The organism is Kribbella sp. NPDC003505 (assembly GCF_040610875.1).
In the GTDB taxonomy this organism is placed as follows: domain Bacteria; phylum Actinomycetota; class Actinomycetes; order Propionibacteriales; family Kribbellaceae; genus Kribbella.
Map to the genome: position 1 here is coordinate 1 of NZ_JBEXNA010000009.1, position 21,880 is coordinate 21,880.

Genomic DNA, 21,880 nt, shown 5'->3' on the forward strand with positions numbered 1-21,880 from the left:
GCGGGCCTTCCGCCCCCCCCCGGCCAATCTCGCCCCGGCCCGGTTTTCTGGGGTCTCCCCCCCGGGGGTGGGGGGGGGGCCGGCGTAGCCCCCGGCGCCCGCACGCCGCGCTCCTCACGGGTTGTTGGCGACCCCCGCGTCGACCTCGGCCGCTGCCCCGCGGGCCCCGGTGATGGCGGGGTAGCTGATCCCGGCGATCGCGGCGCCGGCGATCGGGGCCAGGACGAAGAGCCAGACCTGGCCGAGCGCGTCGCCCCCGGCGAACCAGGCGACACCGAGCGACCGCGCCGGATTCACCGAGGTGTTCGTGACCGGGATGCCGACGAGGTGGATGAGCGTCAGGGCGAGACCGATCGCGAGCGGGGCGAACCCTTTCGGCGCCCGGTCGTCGGTGGCGCCGAGGATCACGTACAGGAAGAAGGCGGTCAGCACGACCTCCACGATCAGGCAGGCCAGCAGGGAGTAGCCGCCCGGCGACCGGTCACCGTAGCCGTTGCTCGCGAAGCCGCTCTCGGCGGCGCTGAAGCCGTCCTTGCCGCTGGCAACCGCCAGCAGGACGGCGCCGGCCGCACTGGCGGCCACGACCTGGGTCACGATGTACGTCGGGACCCATTTCCACTCGATCCGCCGCGCGACCGCGAGGCCGATCGTGACCGCCGGGTTGAAGTGACCGCCGGACACGTGGCCGACGGCGAACGCCATGGTCAGCACGGTCAGGCCGAAGGCCAGCGCCACGCCGAGGTAGCCGATGCCGACCGGCACCTTGTCCGGGCTGAGCACGACGCCGGCCAGCACGGCGGCGCCACAGCCGCCGAACACCAGCCAGAACGTCCCCAGGAATTCCGCACCGATCCGAGCCGCAGGACTGGGTGATTCCACGACAGCCTCCTTGTTGGACCCCCCATGGATTGGAGCACTCTCCTTGTCACGGTAAGCCATCGGATCGTGACATCGGGTGAAATCGGCGTCGATTGAGTCCGGAGTGGCCGGCAGTGGGAGGATTGCGGGCGTGTTCGCAGGAAGTGCTGAGATCGAGAAGGCGGCCGAGGTGCTGCGCGCCGGGGGTCTGGTCGCGGTCCCCACCGAGACCGTGTACGGGCTGGGCGCGAACGCGGAGGACCCGGCGGCGCTCGCCCGGATCTTCCAGGCCAAGGGCCGCCCGCCGTCGCATCCGCTGATCGTCCACATCGGCGGCGCGGAGCAGCTCGGCGACTGGGTCGACGAGGTGCCGGAGACCGCGCGCCGGCTGGCCGAACACTTCTGGCCCGGGCCGCTGACGCTCGTCCTGCGCCGCGGCCGCCGGGTTCCGCTCGAGGCGACCGGCGGTCTGGAGACCGTCGCGCTGCGCGTCCCGGCGCATCCCGTGGCGCTCGCGCTGCTCGCGGCCTTCGGCGGCGGCATCGCGGCCCCGTCGGCCAACCGGTTCGGCTCGGTCAGCCCGACCACGGCGGACCACGTGCGCGCCGAGCTCGGCGACGCCGTCGACTTCGTGCTCGACGGCGGCCCCTGTCAGGTCGGCCTCGAGTCGACGATCGTCGACGTCACCGGCGACACGCCCAACGTCCTGCGTCCCGGCGGAGTCACCCGGGAGGACCTGGAAGCCGTGCTGGGCATCCAGCTCGCGGTGCCCGCGACGAGCCACATCCGGGTGCCGGGTCAGCACCCCTCGCACTACGCGCCGAACGCGAAGGTCGTCCTCGTCGAGCCCGCGGACGTCGTCGCCGAGGCCGAGTCGGCGCAGGACCGCAGCCACCGGGTCGGTGTCTTCCTGCCGCCGTCCCTGGCGGGCACTCCGGTGAAGGCGCACGCGGTCGTCGCGGTCCCGGAGTCGCCGGCGGTGTACGCGCGCGAGCTATACGGCTTCCTCCGGGAGCTCGACCAGCGCGGCTGCGATCTGATCATCGCCTCGCTCCCGGAGGAGAAGGAGCTGGGCGTGGCGATTGCCAACCGTCTCCGCCGCGCCGCCGGCCCTCGCGGGGCCTGACTACTTTCTGTTGCCCGAGGCACCACCGAGTATCGAGCCCACCAGCGTGACGAGCAGGACCGCCGCCGTCGCGATCACAGCGGCCAGCCCCCGATCGGGCTCGGCGACGGGCACGGACGGCCAGTCGACGCGAGCCACGAGCTCGTACTCCCGGTTGGCGAAATAGCCCAGCCCGCCCAGGACGGCGGCTGCGCACCAGCTGAAGAGCCAGACTTCGAGGCCCTGCCACGCGCCTTGGGACGGCACCATGCGCGCGGCGGCGTACCCGCCGGAGAACGCGCCGATGGCCAACGACAGCACGAGAAGTGCCCACAGGCCGACGAACAGCCAGTCTCTCGACCAGTCGGCGAGTTTGCTCCAGCCGATCACCGTGCCGACGGCACCGACCAGGGCCATCAGCAGGACCGAGGTGCCACTGGCGACGAGCCAGCCGAAGAACGCGACACCGAACGACGCACCCGGCTGCACCGGCCCGGCCGCCGGTTCACCGGCCTCTCGTTCACCGGCCCCTCGTTCACCGGCCCCTCGTTCACCGGCCCCTCGTTCACCGGCCCCTCGTTCACCGGCCCCTCGTTCATCGGCCCCTCGTTCATCGGCCCCTCGTTCATCGGCCGGTTCTTCGGTCGGCTCGTCTGGCTCGTCCTCCGTGCTGGCGCCGGGCCAGAGCAGTTCGTCCAGCCCGACCTCGACCACCCGGTCGGACTGTTTGTCCCGCCGACGGACCATGGCGACTCCCTGACCAGCACATCCGTCCGCGACGGCGTGCTCACTACCCCGGTACCCCGACGTACCACCGCACCGGCCTCCGGCCGGCGGCTAGGGTCGGCGGATGGCGATGAGTGATGCGGATGTGGCGATCGAGGCAGCCGATGCGGGCGCGGCGGTCGTCGCGGGCTCGTACGGTCGTGAACACCTGAGGTTCGCGAAGTCGGCGACCGACTTCGCGACCCAGACCGACCTCGACGCGGAGCGGGCCATCACCGCGGTGCTCTCGGCCCGGCGGCCCGATGACGCGCGCGAAGGCGAAGAGTTCGGTCGCTCCGGACCGGCGGCTACCGCCCGTCGCTGGCTCATCGACCCGCTGTGCGGGACGCTGAACTTCGCGGCGACGACACCGCTGATGGTCGTGAACGTGGCCTTGCTCGACGGCGAGCGCACGATCGCCGCCGCGGCTGCCGACCCGGTCGCGCAGGAGACGTTCTGGACCGACGGCATGTCGGCGCAGGTCCGGCGCGCGGGCACCGACCAGCCGCTGGTGCCTTCCGTGGCGACCGGACTGGTCGAGATCAACGCCGACCGGCCCACCGGCGCCGCCTCCGTCAGCGGCCAGCTCGTCGCCGATGTCGCGTTCCGGGCGCGGTTCTCGCCGCGGGTGCTGTCGTCGACCCTCGGAGTCGCCTGGGTCGCCGCGGGTCGGCGCGCGGCGTACGTCACCGACGGCGAACTCCGCGACGACCTGCACTTCGCCGCCGGCCTCGCCCTCGCCGAAGCCGCCGGCTGCATCATCACCGACCTGCGCGGCGCCCCGCTCGGCACCGAAGACGGCGCCGTGATCAGCGCCTCCGCCGAAGTCCACACAGAGATCCTCGGCTTCCTCGCACCCCATCTCGAACGCCTCCGCTGAACTGTCGGCTCTGTCGGCTCTATTGGCTCTTGAGGAACCGTTCGGGGTCGCCGGCCGCGCTGGCGGCGGAAGCGAGCCAGGCTTGCAGGCCCTCGGGATCCCGGCGGCCGAGTTCGTCCAGGCAGTGCTGGCGCTCCAGGACGATCCGCAGCCGGTGCGCGTCGCTCGTCGCCCGCCGCAGCGCGTCGTAACTGTCGCGCCACTGCCGGCACAGCTCCGCGGTACTGCGTTCCGGTAGTCCGACGCGGCCGATCCGCGGTCCCCCGCGGTACCAGCGCACCGCGGGCGGTGAGCTCGCTCCGAGGAGCAGGACCAGCCAGAGCACGCTGTATCCGAGAACATCGGTGAGGCCGAGGATCAACGTGCTCGCGCCCGCGATGACTGCCACCGCGACGGCAACCTGCCATCTCGTCCAGCGGGAGAGCCACTCGATGTCGCCGCCGTACATCGCCGCGGCCGTCGCACCGGACACCGGAACGAGCGCCAGCGCGAGCAACAGGATGTCCGCCGGCAGCAACAGCGCCGCCGCGGCACCGCAGATCACGATGAACGCCCCGCAGAACCCCCACCAGACGGCCCGGTAGAGCGCCAGTTGCGCGCCGGCCGTCCCCTCGGAATCGGAGCACCAACCAGACCCCATGGCGGAGCCTCCCCCCGTCGGACGCCAGGGCGGCCGACTACGTCATAGCTCCACGATCAGCCGCGAGGCCTCGCCCGGCTAGGGTCCGAAGTCCCGATTTCGCGTACGGCAGCGGCAGCAGGGCCCAACGGCAGGACCGATGAGGCCGATCGGCCCTTGGGCGCGGACCGCGCGGCGCGGTCGACTGGACTGGCCACGCGGCTCAGCGCGTGCCTGCGAGGGGGGCACATGACCACACGACCTGCTCCGGTCGTCACCGGGTACGACGGTTCGCCCGCGGGCCTGGCCGCGCTCGACTGGGCGACCACCGAAGCGGTCCGGCTGCACGCTCCGCTGCGGATCGCGGAGGTCTTCCAGCTGGTCATCGCGACCCGCCCCGCGCTGGGCAAGACCGTCCCGCTCGCGACGCTGCGGGCGCTGCGGGAGCGAGGTCTCAACGCCATCGCCGAGGGGATCCGGCTCCGGCATCCCGCTCTGCAGGTCGAGGCAGTACTCCTGGACGGCGTGGCCGCGAAACGACTCGTCGAGGAGGCCGCAGAGGCCCGGCTGATGGTTCTCGGCTCCCGCGGCCTCGGCGGCTGGACCGGCCTGATGCTCGGCTCGGTGGCGATGCAGGTGACGATGCACGCGCCCTGCCCGGTCGTCGTCGTGCCTCCCGATCAACGGCCGCGGGTCGCCGACCAGCCGACCGTCGTCGTCGGCGTCGACGGATCGCAGACCTCGGCCCGGGCGATCGGCTTCGCCTTCGAGCACGCCGACGCGCTCGGCGCCCGGGTGGTCGCCGTCCATGCCTGGACCAGCCCGTATCTCACCTACGTCGACGGCGAGTCGATGCTGCAGTTCGACGAGGAGGACGTCAAGGAGTCCAGCCGGCTGCTCGTCGCCGAGTCGGTCGCCGGGGCCGTCCTGGACTATCCGGACGTGCCGTGGCAGACGCGGCTGATCAACGGCCAGGCGGCCCGTGCCATCCTTCGCGCGGGCGACTCCGCCGATCTCATCGTCGTCGGATCCCGCGGCCGCGGAGGCTTCGCCGGACTCCTGGTCGGCTCCGTCAGCCAGCACGTCCTCCACCACGCCCCCTGTCCCGTCGCCGTCATCCGCTGAGCGGGCGCGACCCTTCAACAGCTCGAAAGGCAGGCCGATGGTCGAGACAGACAACCGAGTGAAGACGCCCCGGACGCCCGGACCGACCGGCGCGGAGGTCTGGAAGCAGCTCGAGAAGCGGTCGTTCGCCGTGCTCAGCTACGTCACGCCGACCGGCGAGCCGCGGTCGAGCGGCGTCGTGTACGTCGCCGCGCCCGGCCGGCTGTACGCGGCCGTCGCACCTGACAGCTGGAAGGCGAGGCACATCCCGGTCACCGGCCAGGTGGCGGTGACCGTGCCGGTGCGGCGCGGTGGTCTGCTCTCGCTGATCTGGCCGATCCCGCCGGCCACCATCAGTTTTCATGCCAGAGCGGTCGTCCATCCGCGGGGATCGCTGGACATCGACTCACTGTCGTCGCAACTGGCCACGCTCGTACCGGCCGAGCGGCTGGCCGACACCCGGATCGTCGAGATCTTCCCGGAAGGCTTCTTCCTCACCTACGGCATCGGCACCCCGCTGCTGAAGATGCGCAACCCCGCCGCGGCGCGCGCCCACGTGCGCGTCGGCTGAGGCCTTGTAACGGTCAGTGCGTGAGGCTGCCGACCGGTGCGAGGCGGAAGGGCTGGACGACCTCGGTGGTCTGTCCGGCCCGGTCGCCGCCCGCTCCGCGGTACACCTCCCACGCGTCGCCGGTGCGGATCGCGTGCTCTGCCTTCAGCCACTCGTCGATCGCCTGATAGGCGTCCGCCACGTCCGCGTACGACCCGATGTGCCGGGCCACCACGACCTTCCCACCGGGCAGGCAGGACGGCTGGACCTGCCCGTCGCCCTTGATCCTCGTACCGACCGGGAACCCGGCTTCGAGCAGGTAGCTGCCGTCGGGGAGGAGGTGGTCGCGGGAGAACGGGAACCCGCACGCCGCGACGCCGTGCCGGTAGAGGTAGTCGGCGACCGTGGAGAAGGCGGCGTCGAACCAGCCGACGACATCACGACGCCCCAGAGTCGCCCGCAGTACGGCGGTCGGCTGCTCACGAACTGTCCGGAACTCGGCCTGCATGGTCCCTCCCCAGGTTTGTTCGTCCCCTCCACCATGGCCCCTGCACCGCGCAGGTGTCAGGGCCCTTGGTCCCGGACTCGGGCACTTTTCTCCGCTATGACGCCTGGTCGCCGGTGTGGTGCAGCTGGGCGCGGTCCCGGGCGTAGTAGACGGACTCGACGACGACCAGCGCCGCCAGCACCGCGGCCAGGACGCCGAGTTGCCCCAGGGCGGGCACCTTGCCGACGAGCAGCGCCGCGACGATCAGCGTCACCGCCGCGGCCAGCCGGGTCATGCCGACGACGTGCACCGTGCGCCACTTGAAGCCGACGTGACCGAGCAGGTAGACCACGACGCCGAAGTACAGCGCGTACAGACCGGGGCCCTTCAAGGGGTCCGACAGGTCGTGGTGCTCGGCGTCGGCGACGTACTCCCGGACCTTCTTCAGGCCGAGCGCGAGCAGCACGATGCCGGTCACCATCGGGAAATGCCAGAAGGTGTAGGCGTCGCGGGCCATCACCGACCGGGTCTCCTCGGGCTCCGCCGCCAGCGCGTGCTCGCCGTAGTGCACGGTCGCGTCGAAGTAGATCCACCACAGCGCGGCCGACACCCCCAGGCCGAGCAGCGACGCGATCAGGACCGGCCAGGAGATCGGCAGATCGGTGACGCCGACCCCGATCGCCACGATCGACTCGCCGAGCGCGATGATCACGATCAGTCCGTGCCGCTCGGCGAAGTGCGAGGCGGACCGGAACCGCCAGCCGCGCGCGTCGATCAGGTACGTCCCGCCGTAGTCGGCCGCGAGCGCGCCCGCCCACAGCGCGGTCTGGGTCCAGCCGTGGAACTGCGACGCGACCAGCAGCAGCGCGGTGCCGCCGAGCATCGACGGCGTGAACCGCGCCAGCGTACGGCGCAGGGCACGATCCCCGCCGGCGATCATCCAGAACAACACCAGGTGCAGTGCCCGGAAGGCGAAGTACGCCCAGGCGATGACCACCGGTCCGGGCAGCCCGCCAGGCAGGTCGTGAAACGCCTCCGGGATCGCCAGCGCGATCACGAACATCGCCGCCATCGCGAGCAGCAGGACGCCGCGGAACGCCCCCACGTCCGCCTTCACGATGTTGCACAGCCAGGCGTACCCGATCCAGCTCCACCAGAGCAGCCCGACGAGCAGCAGTCCGCGGACGACACCGTGCCACGTCAACTCGTGCGCCATCAGCGCGGTGATCTGCGTCAGCGCGAACACGAACACCAGGTCGAAGAACAACTCCAACGTGGTGACCGGCTGATCGCGGGCCGCCTCTGTGACCCGAAGCGGATGCCTGAACGTCGCCATACGCCGCATCCTGCCATGCACCGGCGTCTCGCCCGGCCAGGTCCGGGCCGTCTGCCGACGCCGCTCAGGACCTTCGCCCGTTCGTACGACGCACCGCCCGGCACACGATCGAAGTACGGACATCGGCGGAGGACTCATGAAGCACGCTGACACCACATCCGCGGGGATGCTGCACCGGCTCGATCGGTGGATGTACCGGGGCGGCCGGCCGAACCGGGTCGCGCGGGTGCTGAACCGGATCGGGGCGGTCCAGTACGCGCACCGGATCGCCGCGCCCAGGCAGGCGGTCACGCTGGAGGTGGTCGGGCGGCGTACGGGCAAGGCGATCTCGTTCCCGCTGGTGCTCACGCCGTACGACGGTCAGCGGTACCTGGTCTCGATGCTGGGCGAGCACACCAACTGGGTGCGGAACGTCCGCGCCGCCGACGGACGGGCGGTCCTACGCTCCGGTCACCGCGAGGCTGTTCGGCTCGTGGAGGTGGAACCGGCCGCCCGGGCAGCGATCCTGCAGAAGTACCTTGAGCTGGCTCCCGGCGCGCGGGCGCACCTGCCGGTGGACCGCACCGCTCCGCTCGCCGAATTCGAGCGCATCGCCGCGGATTACCCCGTCTTCCGCATCACGCCCGCCCCGGCGTGAACTGACTGACATGCACAGGCGGCGAGACCGGCGGACCGCGGACACACCGCGTGATCAGGCGCGGTGGGCGCCGTGGATCGCCGCCCTGGTGGGCCTGCTCGGTGTCGTGAGCGTGCTCGACGCCATCAGCCCGCCGCTGCGGCCACGGTTGGAGGCGTTGACCGACGTACTACCGGTCCTGGTACCACAAGCGGCGGGCGCGGCCGTGCCGCTCGGTGTGGTCCTGGTGCTGTTGTCGCGAGGTCTCGCACGGCGCAAGCGGCGTGCCTGGGTGGGGGCGTTGGCGGCGACGACCGGCCTGCTGGTCCTCAACGGACTGGCCCGATCGATCGGGGAGTCGATCGCGGCCGTGGTGGTCATCGTGCTGCTGGTGGTCACCCGCTCGGCGTTCACCGGTCGGCCGGACCCGGGCAGCCGGCGTACCGTCGCGCTCACGTTCCTGGGGTCGCTCCTGCTGGCGACGCTCGTGGGCGCGGGCGCGCTCGTGGCCGACCCGGACGCTCTGACGGATCGTCTCCCGCTGCGGAAGCTGATGAGCGAGGTCTGGCTCGGTTTCGTCGGTGTCAGCGGACCGGCTCAGTTCGAATCGGCGCAATCTCGGCAGCGACTCGAGACCACCCTGCTCCTGCTGGGGGTCGTCGTGGCACTGACGACAGTGCTCGTGGCGCTGCGGACCGCTCGCGCGCCGCGGCACCAGATCGATGTCGAAGCCGCGCACCTGCGGGCCTTGCTGGCCGGAAGCCGTAACGACTCCCTGAGCTATTTCGCGCTCCGCGACGACAAGTCCCTGATCTTCTCGCCCTCCGGAAGGGCAGCGGTGGCGTACCGCGTCGTCGCGGGTGTCTCGCTGGCCGGCGGCGATCCGATCGGCGACCGGGCTGGGTGGCCGGAAGCGATCGACGCCTGGCTGACCGAAGCTCGCCGGTATGCCTGGACGCCAGGGGTCGTGGGGGCCAGCGAGAGTGGTGTGTCGAGCTACCGCGATCATGGGCTGGCGGCTGTCCAGCTCGGCGACGAGGCAGTCCTCGACACGGCGACCTTCAGCCTGGCGTCCCGGCCGATGCGGTCCGTCCGGCAGGCGGTACGGCGGGCCGAACGACGGGGGCACGTGGCACAGGTCCGCCGGTTGCGCCAGATCGACGGCCACGAACTCGACGAGCTGTCCCGGCAGGTGGCCGGCTGGCGTGCAGGTCAGGCGGAGCGCGGGTTCTCGATGGCGCTCGGGCGGTTCGGGGATCCCCGGGACAGCGACGCGGTGGTGGTCAGCTGCCGCGACGCCGACGCGGAGCTGGTCGCGATACTGAGTCTGGTGCCCTGGAACGACGACGGGCTCTCGCTCGATCTGATGGTCCGCTCGCCGAACGCCGGCAACGGGGTGATCGAGTTCATGGTCAACGAACTCGTCCGAGCCGGTCCGGACCTGGGAGTCACGCGGATCTCCCTCAACTTCGCGGTCTTCCGCGAGGTGTTCGAGCGCGGCGGCCTGACCGGAGCCGGCGTCGCGGCGCGGGTTCGGTATCGCGTCCTGCTCGGGCTGAGCCGGTTCTGGCAGATCGAGTCGCTGTACCGGGCCAACGCCAAGTACCGGCCGGCCTGGAATCCGCGCTTCGTCTGCTACCCGCGCACCCGCGACCTTCCCCGGATCGCGTCGGCCACTCTGCAGGCGGAGTCGTTCGTCCGCTGGCCGCACCGTCGCAGGCCCCACCTTGCGGTCGCCGGCCGGGCCGCGGCGGGTCACGGGTGACGGGCGTCGCCCGATGCGGTCGTGGTGCCGAGGGTGAAGTAGGCCTCTTCCTCCTGCGCGAAGTGCAGCGTGAGGACGGCGTCGAGTCCGTACAGGGTGGCGCGGAGATCGTCGAGCTGGTCGGGTTGGATCCGGCGCGACTCGGCGAGATGACGACCGATGCGACGAACCAGTCGTTCGATCTCCGCGTGCTCGCGGCTCATCGTGAAGGTGCCTTCCGGGCCGCCCAGGACGTCGGCCAGCGCCGGGTAGAGGGTGTGTTCCTCGGCGTACTCGTGGGGCAGCAACCGGTCGACGAGGAGTGCGTAGGTGCGGGCGACGATCGTGTCGGTGCGTGGACCGGTGCCACCCGCGACGGCGTCGGCCGCTTCTCTGACCGCGGCGCGAACCTGGATCAGATCCTCGTGCTCCTTGGCGAAGCGGTGCAGCAACGCGTCGGCCTCGGTGTGAGGTTTCCGCGTCCGGCCGCCGAGCGCTCGCAGCGCGTTCAGGATGACGACCAGATCGATCCCCTCCTGGACGACCGCGCCCGCCACAGGTCCCAGCCGGCCACCGGCCGCGGCGAGCATCGCGAGCAGGGAGAGCGCGGTCCCGGCCGCGGCGCTCTGCACGGCGAGTCGCCGGGTACGGCGTGCGACCTCGACGGCGTCGGCGAGCCGGTCGATGCGGTCGTCGAGGATGACCGCGTCGGCGGCCTGCGCCGCGGCGGTGGAGCCTCGGGAGCCGAGGGCGATGCCGACGTCGGCAGCGGCGAGCGCCGGCGCGTCGTTGATGCCGTCACCGACCATCGCGGTGATTCCGCGCGCCCGGGTCGCCCGTACCTGCTCGATCTTGCCGGCCGGGGTCACGTCGGCGTGCACCTCGTCGACGCCCAGCATGCCGGCGACTTCGACGGCGTTGTCGACGTGATCGCCGGTGAGCAGCATGACGCGCCGGATTCCCGCTGCGCGCAGCCGGCGCATGGTGCGTGCGGCGTCGGTCCGGATCCGGTCGCGGACGAAGATCGCCGCGAGCGGCTCGGCGTCCCGGCAGACCCAGATGACGCTCGCCAGGTCGAGCCGGCCGCGCCGGGCGGCGCCCCGTGCCCAACTCGGCAGCACGAGTCCGGGAGGCAGCTTCCCCACCTGAACCTGCTGGCCGTCGATGATTCCGACAGCGCCGCGACCGGGCTCTTCGGTCACCGATTCGGCGCGCAGTGGTGTCACACCGGCGCGCTCGGCGGCCCGCAGGACCGCACCGGCGAGCACGTGCGGTGAGTACTGCTCGATCCCGGCCGCGGACGCCAATGCCTCTGCGCGGGTCGTCCCGGGCGCCCAGACCACGTCGACGACCTCGGGGCGGCCGGCGGTCACCGTACCGGTCTTGTCCATGACGAGCGTGTTCACCCGGCCGAGCAGTTCGAGCGCCGCACCGCCCTTGACCACGACGCCTGCCCTGGAAGCGCGAGACATCCCACCGGTGACGGCGATCGGCACCGCGAGCAGCAGCGGGCACGGAGTGGCGGTGACCAGTACGGCGACCGCCCGTCCGGGGTCGCCGCTGATCGTCCACGCGAGCGCCGCGATCAGCAACGCGGCCGGCAGGAAGAAGACGGCGATCCGGTCGGCCAGCCGCGCGACCGGCGCGCTGCTCGCCGCGGCCTCCTGGGCCAGTTCGACCACGCCTGCATAGGTACTGTCCGCCGCACTGGCCGTCGCCCGGAGCTCGACCACGGCGCCGGCGTTGACCACCCCGCTGCGCACCTGGTCCGACGCCGGCCGGGTCACCGGAACGGCCTCGCCGGTCAGCGCCGACTCGTCGAACGTCCCGTCCCCGAGCAACGCGCCGTCGACAGGCACCACCTCGCCGGGCAGCACCACGACCTGGTCCCCCTGCCGCACCTGGCCGATCACGACCGTGACGACGTCGTCGCCTTGGCGTACGTGTGCCTGGCTCGGAGCCCGTTGCAGCAGCGCGGACAGATCACGACCGGCCCGGCGCTGCGCGGCCTTCTCCAGTACCCGTCCGGTCGCGACCATCACCGCGATGATCGCGCCCGCAAGATACTCCCCGACCGCGAGCGTGCCGCCCAGTGCGAGCAGCGCCAGCAGATCCGCGCCGTACCGGCCGGCCCGCAGGTCCGCGACGACCCACACGACCGCGGGTAGCAACGCCACCAGATCCGCGGCGGCCCACAAGCTGTCGGCGCGGACCGGTCCGCCGAACCGCGCGGCTCCACCGGCGGCCAGCAGCGCGGTGACCAGCACGAGCAGGACAGTCTCTCCTGACACCCTCACCCGTCCGACGCTGACCGTAGCCATGCCCCGACGATTCCTCCCGCGAAGCTGGACCGCCAGGGCACCATGGCTCTGCCCGTAGGTCCTTCCGGCCCAGTACGGACCGGGTGTCAAGAAGCGGCCGCGCCGATCAAAAGGTCGGTGTGCCGCCGCCGGACAGGGCGAGGGCGTGGTCGGCGAGCGCGTACGGCGCTCCGGCGGCGATGGACATCCGGGGCCAGTCCTGGAGGCCGGCGCGCAGTGCGGCGATGTCCTCGTTCTGCACCGGTTCACCGGCGCGGGCCGCGGCGATCGCGCGGACGGCGGCGGCCGAGATCGGCAGCACCGTACGCAGCGCGTCGAGCCACGGCCGGAGCTCGGCGGCGATCGGCCCGTCGAGCGCCGCGGCCGCGATCGCCGCCTGGGCAACCGTCTCGTCGAGCGCCGACAAGGCCGCCGGGTCCGGACCCGCCAGCACCCGCCGGCACTCCTCGGCCACCCGGCCGGGCCGTTCGGCGAGGATGCTCGGCCCGGCGAGCTCGGCCAGCACCCTGAGGGACTTGCCCTGGCCAGTCTCGTCCAGCGCCCGCGCGAACGATGCGTCCGCCTCGTACCCGTGCGGATCGCGCGCCCAGTCCAGCGCAGTACACAGTGCAGGCAGTCCGGCGAGCGGCTGCAGCGCAGCGTTCGCGCCGTACCCGGCGAGGACGTCGGCCAGCCCGGGATCCCGGCCCTGCAACGGGGCCAGCGGGAGGCGCCGGGGCGTCATGGTGTTCGCGAACACGCCGTCGACAGAGTCCCAGTCGTTGACCGGGTAGTTGTCCCAGAGCCAGATCGGGCGCTGGAGTTGCTCCGCCACCGCGCGAACCTGCGCGGCCGTGACCGTCGGAGAGATCACCGCGGAACCGGTCCAGCACGCGACCAGATCACTGTGCAGCAACTCGCCGAGCCGCTGCCGGTAGGGCGACGACTCGACACCCCAGTAGTGCGTCGGGCACACCAGCAGCTCGGCCCCCAAGCCGGCGAGCCGATCGTGCACGGCATTGACCACGCCGGCCTGGGCAGCCGCCATCGGATGCGGATCATTGGCGTACGCCGACCGGGTGGCCGGATCCAGCTCCGCGTCGAGGTCGTCGAAGGCGATGATGATCCGGCCGAATCCCCTCCGCACCATCTCGGTCAACCGGTCGATCAGCACGGCGAGCTCGTCCGCGGCGGCGAGCCGCATGGCGTGTTCGCGGCGCAACGGCGCCCCGGGCGAGACCCGCCAGGTGGCCGTCATCCCGAGGTCGTTGGTGAGGGCAACCAGTTCGTCCAGGTGGTTGCCGTCCGCACCGTACGGCTGCCGCCAGTCCGGCCCGGTGCGGTCGTCGGCAGAAGGACCGTAGACGTACGCCGTGGCGCCGTGCCGGTGTGCGCGGCGGACGACCTCGGCGCGGTCGGCAGGACTCCACAGAGGGCCGTAGAAACACTCCAGGACGGCCCGGTCGGTGATCGGCACGGCTCGTGTCTACGGGCGCGGCGCCGTGGTTGTCAATATTGGACTAGACGAGTTTACGGCACCTTGCCGTCCGGCGCCGCGGACCAGACGGTCACCGAGGTCCGAGCGCCGGTACAGCACCGAGCGGCCGTGGCGGGCGGACAGCAGCAGACCGGCCGCGCGCAGCGCCCGCAGGTGCTGGTTGACCGCGGTCGGCGTGACGCCCAGCCGGACGGCGAGCTCGGTCGACGAGGTCGGCGTCTCGAGCAGGCTCATCAGCCGCGCGCGAACCCGGCCGATCAGGCCGACCAAGGCGTTCGGCGGCGTGGTCGTCTCGGTCTGCCACAGGGTCCCGAGACCCCGTGCCGGGTACATGATGTGCGGCGGCTCGTCGGCGGAGATCGGCGCCGACGCCCGCCTGCTGAACAGCGAGGGGACCAGGGTGAGCCCGCGCCCCGCGGTCGAACAGCGGTACGACAGGTCGCTGCGCAGCCGTACCGTCACCACGCTCTCCTCGAGGCGGACGTGCGGGTCGATGTCGGCGAACATCGCCGCGAGGCCGGACTGCGCCGTCACTCGCCCGCGGTACACGACGTCGGCCTCCAGCACGGTCCGCATCCGTTGCCAGTACGGCTCGAAGCAGGCGTCCCAGTACTCCCGCAGCGCCGACAGCACCCGGGTGAGAACGCGGTCCGGCCGGCCTCGCAGCACGGGCGGCAACCCTGCCGGATGGACCTCCGCCAGGTCGGCGCGGACGACGGTGCCGGGTGTCCCGGTGAGGGCGGCGAACTCGTCCTCGATCCTGCCCAGCGGGGTGTACGGCCGCGGTGTGAGGAAGTCCGGCGTCCACAGCGCGTCGTTGGTCAGCGCGCGCAGCAGGTCCAGCCGCAGTGCGGCCCGCGACGGCTCGGTGGCCCGCAGCCAGGGCAGCTGCAACGGGAACCGGCCCGGGTCGCGCAGGGTCCGCAGCGACAGCACCAACTCGTTCAGCGGTGAGATTGCGAAGCGCACCTCTCCGAGGTCGTTGCCGACGAGCTCGTACTCGATCATGAAGCATTACGCTACATCGGTGGTGCCGCCGCGCGGCGGATGCGACAACTGACGGGTGCCTGAGCTCCTCCGCGATCCCGTCGAACGAGCGCTCGCCTGCGCCGTCGCCGCCCTCTCGCTGTCCCGCGGCATGTTCTTCGCCGTCAGTGCCCTCTACTTCACTCGTGGTGTCGGACTCTCACCGGCTACGGTCGGCATCGGGCTCACTGTCGCCGGCGGAGTCGGCGTCCTGGCGTCGTACGCCGGTGGCCGGCTGAGCGACCGGATCGGCGCCGATCGGCTGCAGCAGTGGGCTCTCGCTGCGAACGGCGCCGCCCTGCTGGGTTACGCCTTGGCCCGCGACGTCGTCAGCTTCGTCCTGGTGGCGGCCTGCGTCTCCGCGTCCCGCGGCCTGCAGAGCACCGCTCAGATGACGTTGCTCGCCCGGTGGTACGTCGGCCCGGAGCGGGTCGCTGTCCGCGCCCGGCTGCGCGTGGTGATGAATGTGGGTATCGGCATCGGGACGCTGCTCGCGGGCCTGGCTCTGGTGGTCGACACGGCCACGGCCTATCGCCTGACCGTGATGCTCGTCGGCGCGCTCACGATGCTCGGCACGCTTCCGCTGATCGGCTTGCGCCGCAGGGTTTCCGGGCTGGCCGAGCGGATGGACTCCGCGGCCGGCCCGGAAGCGCCGCGGGGACCTTCGCCGCTGCGCGATCGGACGTACGTGACGTCGACGGTGCTCAACGCCGTACTCGCCATGCATTTCGGGCTGACGAGCATCGGCATACCGCTGTGGGTGGCGGATCACACCGAAGCCCCGACCGTCGTCGTCTCGGCGCTGCTGGTGGTCAACACCGCCTACGTCGCGCTGTTCCAGGTGCGCGCGTCGCGGGGCACGCAGGACCTGCGCACGGCCGGGCGATCGGTCCGCCGGGCCGGGCTGCTCCTGCTCGCCGCCTGCGTGCTGTTCGCCGTCGCGGGTCATCTCGGTGCCGCGGCCGCGACCGGGGTCCTGCTGCTGGCCGCCCTCGCTTCCTCGGCGGCCGAGACCCGCGGCGAAGCCGGGAGTTGGGGTATGGCGTTCGAACTCGCCGATCCAGCCCGCGCCGGCGCCTACCAGGGCCTCAGCCAGACCGGGCTCGCACTCGCACTGATGCTCGGCCCAGCGGTCGTCACCACGACCGCCGTCGACCATGGCACACCGGGCTGGCTGGCCCTCGGCGCGATCTTCGCCCTCACCGGCACCGCGACCGCGGTCCTCGCGAACCACGCCGCCAAGCATCGGTCCCAGCTGGTGGACGAGCCCGCTTCGGCGACTGGGGTTTCGTGAGCGCTACGGAGTAGGAGTTGGCGATGGGGGCGGCGTGCTCGTGGACTTCGGAGTCGGCGACGGGCTCGGCGGGGTCGAGGTGGGAGTCGACGACGGTGTGGGCGACGACGACGACTTCGTCGGGGTCGGCGACGACGAAGGGGTCGGGCTCGGCGAGGAGGACGGTGTCGGGCTCGAGGCAGTGGGAGTCGGGGTGGGACTGGGGGTATCCGACGGCGTCGCGGTCGGAGTGGTCCGCGTCGTCCTTGCGGCCTCGGAAGGCCGGGTACTCGTCGTCGTCGGGTCGCTGGTCGTCGCCGAGGTCGTCGGGGTGGCAGTTGACTGGCTCGGCCGCGGGCCGACGTCAACGGTCGGCGGCAGGTCGTTCCCGGTGTTGCGCAGGACGACGCCCGCCGCGATCGCGCCGGCGAGGACGAGCACGGCAGCGGCCGCGATGAGCAGGGGCTTCCGGCGGCCGGAAGACTCGCCCAACGGCGCGGCCACCGGCGCGGCGACAGGTTCGGGAGGTGGTCCCGCGGGCGGCTCGGCGACGAGCGGCACGGTGGGGAACGACTCGGCCGCGAGTGACATGACGGTGAGCTGCTCGGCCGTCGGACGGTCCTCGGGTGCCTTGGCCAGCATTCGCAGCAGTACGCCGTCGTACGGGCCGGCGAGCTCCGGACGCAGCTGGGCCGGCGGGACCGGCGGCGTGTCGACGTGCTGGTACAGCACCGCGGTCGGGTGGTCGCCGACGAACGGCGGGCGGCCGGTGACCAGCTGGTACAACACGCAGCCCAGCGCGTACACGTCCGACTCCGGTCCGCCCTGGAGACCTCTGGCCCGCTCGGGGGCGAGGTAGTGCGGGCTGCCGAGGATCTCGCCGGTGATCGTCAGCTCCTTGGTCTCGGCCCCGGGCAGATGGGCGATCCCGAAGTCCGCGACCTTCACGGTCCCGTCGGCCGCGACCAGCAGGTTGCTCGGCTTGATGTCGCGATGCACGACGTTCTGCGCGTGCGCGGCCGCGAGACCGACCGCGGCCTGCTCGACGATCGTGATCGCGCGCTCCCACGACAGCGAGCCGCTCTCGGCCAGCTCGGCCGCGACCGACCGGCCCTCGACGAGCTCCATCACCAGGTAGAACGTGTCGTCGTGCTCACCGAAGTCGTAGACGGCCACGATGTGCGGATCGGTCAGCCGCGCGGCGGCCCGCGCCTCCCGCTGGAAACGCTCCACCGCCGAGGTGTTCTGGACCGACCGGAGCATCAGCTTGACCGCGACCTCACGCCCCAGCGTCTCGTCCGTCGCCCGGTAGACCTCCCCCATGCCGCCCCGCCCCAAGGACGCGCCCAACCGGTACCGCTCCGCGATCAGCATCCGACTCCCGTACCCATGCCACTCCACCAGCAACCGCCCACGTCCAATTGGTCAGGCTATCCCGCGGATCAACCTGCGCCCCAATCGGGCGAACGACGAGGAACTCCCCGGCCGTGCCGTCACGGTCGGGGAGTTCCTGGTCATGCGATGTCAGGGATAGCTGACCAGGTAGCGCTGCTGGTTGGCGGTGTTCGCGGTGCCGCCGGTGGTGTTGATGACGTTGGCGATGGTGCCGACGCCGCCGAGGGAGACCGAGACCAGGTCGTGGAAGCGCACGCCGGCGGTGTCGGGGACCTCGAAGGAGCGGGAGGCGACGATCGAGTTGTTGGGGCTGAAGAAGCAGTAGCTGCCGACACCCCACGCCTCGTGGGACGTCACGGTGTTCGCCACCTTGTACGCCGCCCAGCCCTGTGTCCCGCCGCCGCTCGACCACGACGCCTGGTCCGGTACGTCGTACGGGAACTCGTTCTGGAAGAAGTACGTGCGGCCGCCGTTGCCGTTCCAGAGCACCTCGTACTGCTGGTAGTGCTCGACGAACAGCCCGTACATCGTCACGTCGTTGCCGTTGACCACCAAACCGTTGGCGGCGGTGTTCACGGTCCAGCCGACACCGTCGCCGTGGTCACCACGCCACAACCACAGGTGGTCGCCGATCACGTCGTTGCTGTTCACCTGCAGGCTGGCTCGCCCCGAGCCATCGAACCGAGCTCCAGCAGCTGACCGCCTTCCGCACCGAGGCGGGCCTGCCGACCACCAACCCGCACGAGGGCCATGACATGCCGGGCATGATGCGCGCCGACGAACTACTTGCCCTTAGCAACCTCCAGGGCCCCGCCTTCGACAAGACCTTCACCACCGAGATCCAGGACCACCTCAACCAGTCCGCCCTGATCACCCGCAGCGTGAAGACCGCCGGCCGGTCCCCGGCCGTCAAGTCCCTCGCCACCAAGATCGAGCAGACCCGAACCACCCAACTGGCATCCCTGCACCTCCGGCCCGTAGATCCGGTCCGCTCAGCGGGGCCGGAGGCCGTCGAGGATGAGGGCGAGCATGTGCGGGGCCCGGTCCTCGGGGTGGGTCGCGGCGCGCCAGAGTGCGCCGGTGAGTTGGAGGAAGTCGCCCGGGTCGGCGTCGGGGCGGATGCTGCCGTCCCGCTTGCCGGCGTCGAGCAGGTCGGTGATCGCGGCAACGACCGGCCCGTACGTCTGCTCGCTGATCGTCTGGTGCGCGGTGGGGCTGAGTGCGTCGCCGAGACCGTGCTTGCGGCGCATCGCGTCGACGAGCCCGAGCGTCCACTCCTGGAGCGCCGCGATCGGTGCCATCCGGGACAGCAACTCCGGCACGGCTCCGACGATCCGCTCGACCTCGTCCTGGTAGACGGCGAGCACCAGCGCCTCCCGGGTCGGGAAGTTGCGGTACAGGGTGCCGGCGCCGACGCCCGCGCGCTGCGCGACCTGGTTCATCGACGTGCGGTCGTCGTCGAGGAACGCCTCGCGGGCGGCCGCGACGATCCGGGCCCGGTTCTCCCGCGCGTCCGAACGAACCATCAGAAGTCCTCGCCTTGATAAGTGGAGAGCTCTCCACTACGGTATCCGGAGAACTCTCCACATAGCCTAGAGGAGCATCATGCAGTACATCAAGCTCGGCACGACCGGCCTGGACGTGTCCCCGATCGCGATCGGCGCGATGACGTACGGCGAGCCCGACCGCGGGCATCCCGTCTGGTCGAAGGGCGAGGATGAGGCCCGCCCGCTGATCCGGCACGCGCTGGAGGCCGGGATCAACTTCTTCGACACCGCGAACATGTACTCGAACGGTTCCAGCGAGGAGATCCTCGGCCGCGCGCTGCAGGACTTCACCGACCGCGACAGCGTGGTGATCGCGACCAAACTCCGGCACCCGATGCGCCTCGGCCCGAACGGCCGCGGCCTGTCGCGCAAGGCGATCATGACCGAGGTCGAGCACTCGCTGCGCCGCCTCGGGACCGACTACATCGACCTGTACCAGATCCACCGCAACGACCACGCGACACCATGGGAGGAGACCCTCGAGGCGCTCAGCGATCTGGTGAAGGCCGGCAAGGTGCGCTACCTCGGCGCCTCGTCGATGCACGCCTGGGAGTTCGCCAAGGCGCTGCACCTGCAGCAGCGCAACGGCTGGGCCCGGTTCGTGTCGATGCAGGACCACTACAACCTGCTCGCGCGTGAGGAGGAGCGCGAGATGATCCCGCTGTGTCTGGACGAGGGCGTCGGCACGATCATCTGGTCGCCGCTGGCCCGTGGCCGGCTGGCCCGCGGGTGGGACGACGCGAAGGCGACGGCGCGCTCGGAGACCGACGGCTCGTACGCCGACCTGCTGTACTCCCCCGCCGAGGAGGAGTCGAACCGCGCGATCCTCGACGCAGTCGGCCAGATCGCCCAAGCGCACGGCGTGACCCGCGCACAGGTCGCTCTCGCCTGGCTTCGACGTCAGCCGGTGGTCACCGCACCGCTGGTCGGAGCGGGCTCGATCCGGCAGATCGACGAGGCCGTGGCGTCGCTGGACGTCGAGCTCACCAACGACGACGTACAAGCTCTGGAGGCTCCCTACACGCCGCGGTACGACTGGCAGGGCGTGTCCGACGAGGCCGAGATGGAAGCCATCCGCCGGCGGGTTCCGGGCATGGCACTGGCCTGAGCCGCGGCGCCCGTTCATTCCGGACGGGCTCGGTGCGGCCGGCGTGGGACGAGGACGCGGAGCTGGAGTTGGAGGCCGAAGCGGGTGGTGGGGTCGGCCAGGTCGAGGTCGCCGATCTCGACGGCTCGGCGTAGGCGGTAGCGGAAGGTGTTCGCAGGCACCTGCAGTGCGTCGGAGGCGATCGCGACGTCGCCGAACGCGTCCAGCCAGGCGTGCAGGGTCTCGACGAGGTTGCTCCGGTGCCGCTCGTCGTAGCGGATCAGCCGTTCCAGCGCCTCGCCCGGACGGTCACCGCGAGCCGCGGCCAGATCGCGCAGGTCGAGCACGAGCGATTCGACCTGTACGTCGGCCAGCCGGGCGATCCGGGGTGCGCCGCGCCGCTCCCGGAGCACTCGTAAGGCGCGGTCCGCAGCCGCGCGCGCCTGGACGATGCCGGCCAGGTCGCGGGCGGCGGGCCCGAGCCCGACGATCGGGCACATCCGGTCGCCGACCCGGTGCAGGAAGTCGGTCGCGATGCGGACGACGCTGTCCTCGGTCGCCGGGACCAGGCCGTAGATCACGCCGCCGACGAGTGCAGCCGCGGACCGTGGCTGCACCGCACCCAGATGGACGGCGAGCGCGTCGCCGACCCGTTCGAGTTCCTGCGCGACGATCGCGCCGTCGGCGGCGGACTCGCGGAGCGCGACCGCGAGCACGACCAGGGACCGGCCGGCCAGTCCCAGCCGTTCGAGAGCGTCGCGCGCACCCGCACCGCCTTCGAGCGCCGAGCTGAGCAGATCCGCCCGGAGACGACGCTGTACGTCGGCCCCCGCGCGCACCCGCAACAGGTGCAGGGCAACGAGCTTCACGGCCTCCGTCAGGGCCCCGGTCCGCTCCTCGCTCAGCGGCTCGGGCACCGCCGCCCAGATCGAGCCGAGGAACTCGTCCCCGGCGCGGACCGCGATCGCCACCCGGAGCATCGTCAGGCCGGACCGGCTGTCGGGCAGCGGCTCGATGTACACCGGCCGGTCGCTGCGGTGCAGCTCGCGGAACACGCCCCGCTCGGACAGCATCCGGGAGAACCGTTCCGGAACCTGCCGGCCGAGAATGGTTTCCACCCGGGACGCGTCGGCCTCGTCCTGGCGGCCGGAGAAGGCCAGCACGCGGGAGTTGCGGTCCTCGATCGTGATCGGTGCGTCGAGCAACGCGGCGACGGCGTTGGCGACCGCGAACAGGTCGCCGGACGGCAGCCCGCCGAGCGACTCGGGCTGCGCGACGCCGACGTCGCCCTCGGCCAGCAACGACCGCAGCATCGCGGCGAGGTGCGCCCACGGGACACCGCGGCTGAGGCCCAGCAGCGCGACGTTCGCCGCGTCCGCGGCCGCCCTGACAGCAGGCGTCAACGGCACCGGCGCCCGCAGGACGAGAGCCGCGGCCGCACCACGCCGAAGACCCCCGAGGAGCTCGGCGATCCGCTCCGGATCGTCCAGGCCGACGCCGAGGATCAGGGCGTGCGGCGGCAGCGGCGGAGCGTCGACCGGGTCGTGGATGACCACCCCGCCGATGCCGCCGATACCGGCGGCCGGCTCGGTGTCGCCGTGCACCAGGTCGAGCAGGGTCGCCCCGAGATCGTCGACGATCCGGGACAGACTGGCCCGTGGGCGGCTCGAGCTCATCGCGGAGAGCACCT

The 21,880-nt window shown here is 71.8% G+C and carries 20 protein-coding genes and 1 pseudogene; 9 read left to right on the forward strand and 12 right to left on the reverse strand.

Annotated features, from left to right (window positions below):
- Positions 1-114: 114 nt before the first annotated feature.
- Positions 115-879, reverse strand: a complete 765-nt coding sequence (aqpZ, locus tag ABZX12_RS28005) for an aquaporin Z (RefSeq protein ID WP_355697867.1) — start codon at positions 877-879, stop codon at positions 115-117.
- Between the two features lie 130 nt (positions 880-1,009).
- On the opposite strand from aqpZ, the gene ABZX12_RS28010 reads away from it, so the two are divergent.
- Positions 1,010-1,984 (forward strand): L-threonylcarbamoyladenylate synthase, encoded by a 975-nt coding sequence (locus tag ABZX12_RS28010; protein ID WP_355697869.1) that lies wholly within the window; start codon positions 1,010-1,012, stop codon positions 1,982-1,984.
- Here the strand turns inward: ABZX12_RS28010 and ABZX12_RS28015 are convergent, their stop codons facing one another.
- Entirely contained in the window at positions 1,985-2,710 is a 726-nt protein-coding gene (locus ABZX12_RS28015; RefSeq protein ID WP_355697871.1) for a hypothetical protein, read from the reverse strand.
- Between the two features lie 103 nt (positions 2,711-2,813).
- Here ABZX12_RS28015 and ABZX12_RS28020 point away from each other — a divergent pair, with 103 nt between their 5' ends.
- Positions 2,814-3,608 carry an inositol monophosphatase family protein gene (locus ABZX12_RS28020; RefSeq protein WP_355697873.1) on the forward strand — a complete coding sequence of 265 codons (795 nt, stop codon included), beginning with the start codon at positions 2,814-2,816 and terminating at the stop codon, positions 3,606-3,608.
- Between the two features lie 19 nt (positions 3,609-3,627).
- On the opposite strand, the gene ABZX12_RS28025 is transcribed toward ABZX12_RS28020, so the two are convergent.
- Positions 3,628-4,248, reverse strand: coding sequence for a hypothetical protein (locus tag ABZX12_RS28025; RefSeq protein ID WP_355697874.1), 621 nt, complete (start codon positions 4,246-4,248; stop codon positions 3,628-3,630).
- A gap of 228 nt (positions 4,249-4,476) precedes the next feature.
- Between ABZX12_RS28025 and ABZX12_RS28030 the strand changes: the two genes are divergently transcribed.
- Together ABZX12_RS28030 and ABZX12_RS28035 are read left to right on the forward strand one after the other, a co-directional pair.
- Entirely contained in the window at positions 4,477-5,352 is an 876-nt protein-coding gene (locus ABZX12_RS28030) for a universal stress protein (RefSeq protein WP_355697876.1), read from the forward strand.
- A 37-nt stretch (positions 5,353-5,389) separates the two neighbouring features.
- The gene (locus ABZX12_RS28035; RefSeq protein WP_355697878.1) at positions 5,390-5,902 is read left to right on the forward strand and encodes a pyridoxamine 5'-phosphate oxidase family protein; all 513 of its coding nucleotides are present in this window, start codon (positions 5,390-5,392) and stop codon (positions 5,900-5,902) included.
- Between the two features lie 13 nt (positions 5,903-5,915).
- On the opposite strand, the gene ABZX12_RS28040 is transcribed toward ABZX12_RS28035, so the two are convergent.
- The gene (locus tag ABZX12_RS28040) at positions 5,916-6,389 is read right to left on the reverse strand and encodes a GyrI-like domain-containing protein (protein ID WP_355697880.1); all 474 of its coding nucleotides are present in this window, start codon (positions 6,387-6,389) and stop codon (positions 5,916-5,918) included.
- Between the two features lie 94 nt (positions 6,390-6,483).
- Positions 6,484-7,704, reverse strand: coding sequence for a low temperature requirement protein A (locus ABZX12_RS28045; protein ID WP_355697882.1), 1,221 nt, complete (start codon positions 7,702-7,704; stop codon positions 6,484-6,486).
- Between the two features lie 136 nt (positions 7,705-7,840).
- Between ABZX12_RS28045 and ABZX12_RS28050 the strand changes: the two genes are divergently transcribed.
- A complete protein-coding gene (locus tag ABZX12_RS28050) occupies positions 7,841-8,341 on the forward strand; it encodes a nitroreductase family deazaflavin-dependent oxidoreductase (RefSeq protein ID WP_355697884.1) in 501 nt (166 codons plus the stop codon).
- A gap of 10 nt (positions 8,342-8,351) precedes the next feature.
- Complete coding sequence (locus tag ABZX12_RS28055; RefSeq protein WP_355697886.1) at positions 8,352-10,085, forward strand: phosphatidylglycerol lysyltransferase domain-containing protein; 1,734 nt, start codon at positions 8,352-8,354, stop codon at positions 10,083-10,085.
- On the opposite strand, the gene ABZX12_RS28060 is transcribed toward ABZX12_RS28055, so the two are convergent.
- The 3 genes from ABZX12_RS28060 to ABZX12_RS28070 form a co-directional block, all read right to left on the reverse strand.
- Positions 10,076-12,385, reverse strand: coding sequence for a heavy metal translocating P-type ATPase (locus ABZX12_RS28060; protein WP_355697888.1), 2,310 nt, complete (start codon positions 12,383-12,385; stop codon positions 10,076-10,078). The two genes, ABZX12_RS28055 and ABZX12_RS28060, sit on opposite strands and share 10 nt — an antisense overlap.
- 106 nt (positions 12,386-12,491) lie before the next feature.
- Positions 12,492-13,841, reverse strand: a complete 1,350-nt coding sequence (locus ABZX12_RS28065; RefSeq protein ID WP_355697890.1) for a beta-N-acetylglucosaminidase domain-containing protein — start codon at positions 13,839-13,841, stop codon at positions 12,492-12,494.
- 9 nt (positions 13,842-13,850) lie between these two features.
- Positions 13,851-14,870, reverse strand: a complete 1,020-nt coding sequence (locus ABZX12_RS28070; RefSeq protein WP_355697892.1) for a DUF5937 family protein — start codon at positions 14,868-14,870, stop codon at positions 13,851-13,853.
- A gap of 55 nt (positions 14,871-14,925) precedes the next feature.
- Here ABZX12_RS28070 and ABZX12_RS28075 point away from each other — a divergent pair, with 55 nt between their 5' ends.
- On the forward strand, positions 14,926-16,182 hold the full coding sequence (locus tag ABZX12_RS28075; protein WP_355697894.1) for an MFS transporter: 1,257 nt from the start codon (positions 14,926-14,928) through the stop codon (positions 16,180-16,182).
- Positions 16,183-16,185: 3 nt separating this feature from the next.
- Here ABZX12_RS28075 and ABZX12_RS28080 read toward each other — a convergent pair whose 3' ends face one another.
- Both ABZX12_RS28080 and ABZX12_RS28085 read right to left on the reverse strand, forming a co-directional pair.
- A complete protein-coding gene (locus tag ABZX12_RS28080; RefSeq protein ID WP_355697896.1) occupies positions 16,186-17,535 on the reverse strand; it encodes a serine/threonine-protein kinase in 1,350 nt (449 codons plus the stop codon).
- Positions 17,536-17,685: 150 nt separating this feature from the next.
- Positions 17,686-18,207, reverse strand: coding sequence for a hypothetical protein (locus ABZX12_RS28085; RefSeq protein WP_355697898.1), 522 nt, complete (start codon positions 18,205-18,207; stop codon positions 17,686-17,688).
- A 41-nt stretch (positions 18,208-18,248) separates the two neighbouring features.
- Here ABZX12_RS28085 and ABZX12_RS28090 point away from each other — a divergent pair.
- Positions 18,249-18,509 (forward strand): annotated as a pseudogene (locus ABZX12_RS28090) (DUF305 domain-containing protein); the annotation flags it as partial.
- 39 nt (positions 18,510-18,548) lie between these two features.
- Here the strand turns inward: ABZX12_RS28090 and ABZX12_RS28095 are convergent.
- Positions 18,549-19,082, reverse strand: a complete 534-nt coding sequence (locus ABZX12_RS28095; protein WP_355697900.1) for a TetR/AcrR family transcriptional regulator — start codon at positions 19,080-19,082, stop codon at positions 18,549-18,551.
- A gap of 79 nt (positions 19,083-19,161) precedes the next feature.
- Between ABZX12_RS28095 and ABZX12_RS28100 the strand changes: the two genes are divergently transcribed.
- Positions 19,162-20,211, forward strand: a complete 1,050-nt coding sequence (locus ABZX12_RS28100) for an aldo/keto reductase (RefSeq protein WP_355697902.1) — start codon at positions 19,162-19,164, stop codon at positions 20,209-20,211.
- 14 nt (positions 20,212-20,225) lie between these two features.
- Here the strand turns inward: ABZX12_RS28100 and ABZX12_RS28105 are convergent, their stop codons facing one another.
- Positions 20,226-21,866 (reverse strand): helix-turn-helix domain-containing protein, encoded by a 1,641-nt coding sequence (locus ABZX12_RS28105; RefSeq protein ID WP_355697904.1) that lies wholly within the window; start codon positions 21,864-21,866, stop codon positions 20,226-20,228.
- Positions 21,867-21,880 lie beyond the last annotated feature (14 nt).

Coding starts and splice junctions, on each gene's coding strand:
- ABZX12_RS28035 (WP_355697878.1), top strand. CDS start 5,390: ATGGTCGAGACAGACAACCGAGTGAAGACGCCCCGGACGCCCGGACCG.
- ABZX12_RS28015 (WP_355697871.1), bottom strand. CDS start 2,710: ATGGTCCGTCGGCGGGACAAACAGTCCGACCGGGTGGTCGAGGTCGGG.
- ABZX12_RS28080 (WP_355697896.1), bottom strand. CDS start 17,535: ATGCTGATCGCGGAGCGGTACCGGTTGGGCGCGTCCTTGGGGCGGGGC.
- ABZX12_RS28095 (WP_355697900.1), bottom strand. CDS start 19,082: ATGGTTCGTTCGGACGCGCGGGAGAACCGGGCCCGGATCGTCGCGGCC.
- ABZX12_RS28105 (WP_355697904.1), bottom strand. CDS start 21,866: ATGAGCTCGAGCCGCCCACGGGCCAGTCTGTCCCGGATCGTCGACGAT.
- ABZX12_RS28040 (WP_355697880.1), bottom strand. CDS start 6,389: ATGCAGGCCGAGTTCCGGACAGTTCGTGAGCAGCCGACCGCCGTACTG.
- ABZX12_RS28100 (WP_355697902.1), top strand. CDS start 19,162: ATGCAGTACATCAAGCTCGGCACGACCGGCCTGGACGTGTCCCCGATC.
- ABZX12_RS28055 (WP_355697886.1), top strand. CDS start 8,352: ATGCACAGGCGGCGAGACCGGCGGACCGCGGACACACCGCGTGATCAG.
- ABZX12_RS28050 (WP_355697884.1), top strand. CDS start 7,841: ATGAAGCACGCTGACACCACATCCGCGGGGATGCTGCACCGGCTCGAT.
- ABZX12_RS28045 (WP_355697882.1), bottom strand. CDS start 7,704: ATGGCGACGTTCAGGCATCCGCTTCGGGTCACAGAGGCGGCCCGCGAT.
- ABZX12_RS28030 (WP_355697876.1), top strand. CDS start 4,477: ATGACCACACGACCTGCTCCGGTCGTCACCGGGTACGACGGTTCGCCC.
- ABZX12_RS28020 (WP_355697873.1), top strand. CDS start 2,814: ATGGCGATGAGTGATGCGGATGTGGCGATCGAGGCAGCCGATGCGGGC.
- ABZX12_RS28060 (WP_355697888.1), bottom strand. CDS start 12,385: ATGGCTACGGTCAGCGTCGGACGGGTGAGGGTGTCAGGAGAGACTGTC.
- ABZX12_RS28070 (WP_355697892.1), bottom strand. CDS start 14,870: ATGATCGAGTACGAGCTCGTCGGCAACGACCTCGGAGAGGTGCGCTTC.
- ABZX12_RS28025 (WP_355697874.1), bottom strand. CDS start 4,248: ATGGGGTCTGGTTGGTGCTCCGATTCCGAGGGGACGGCCGGCGCGCAA.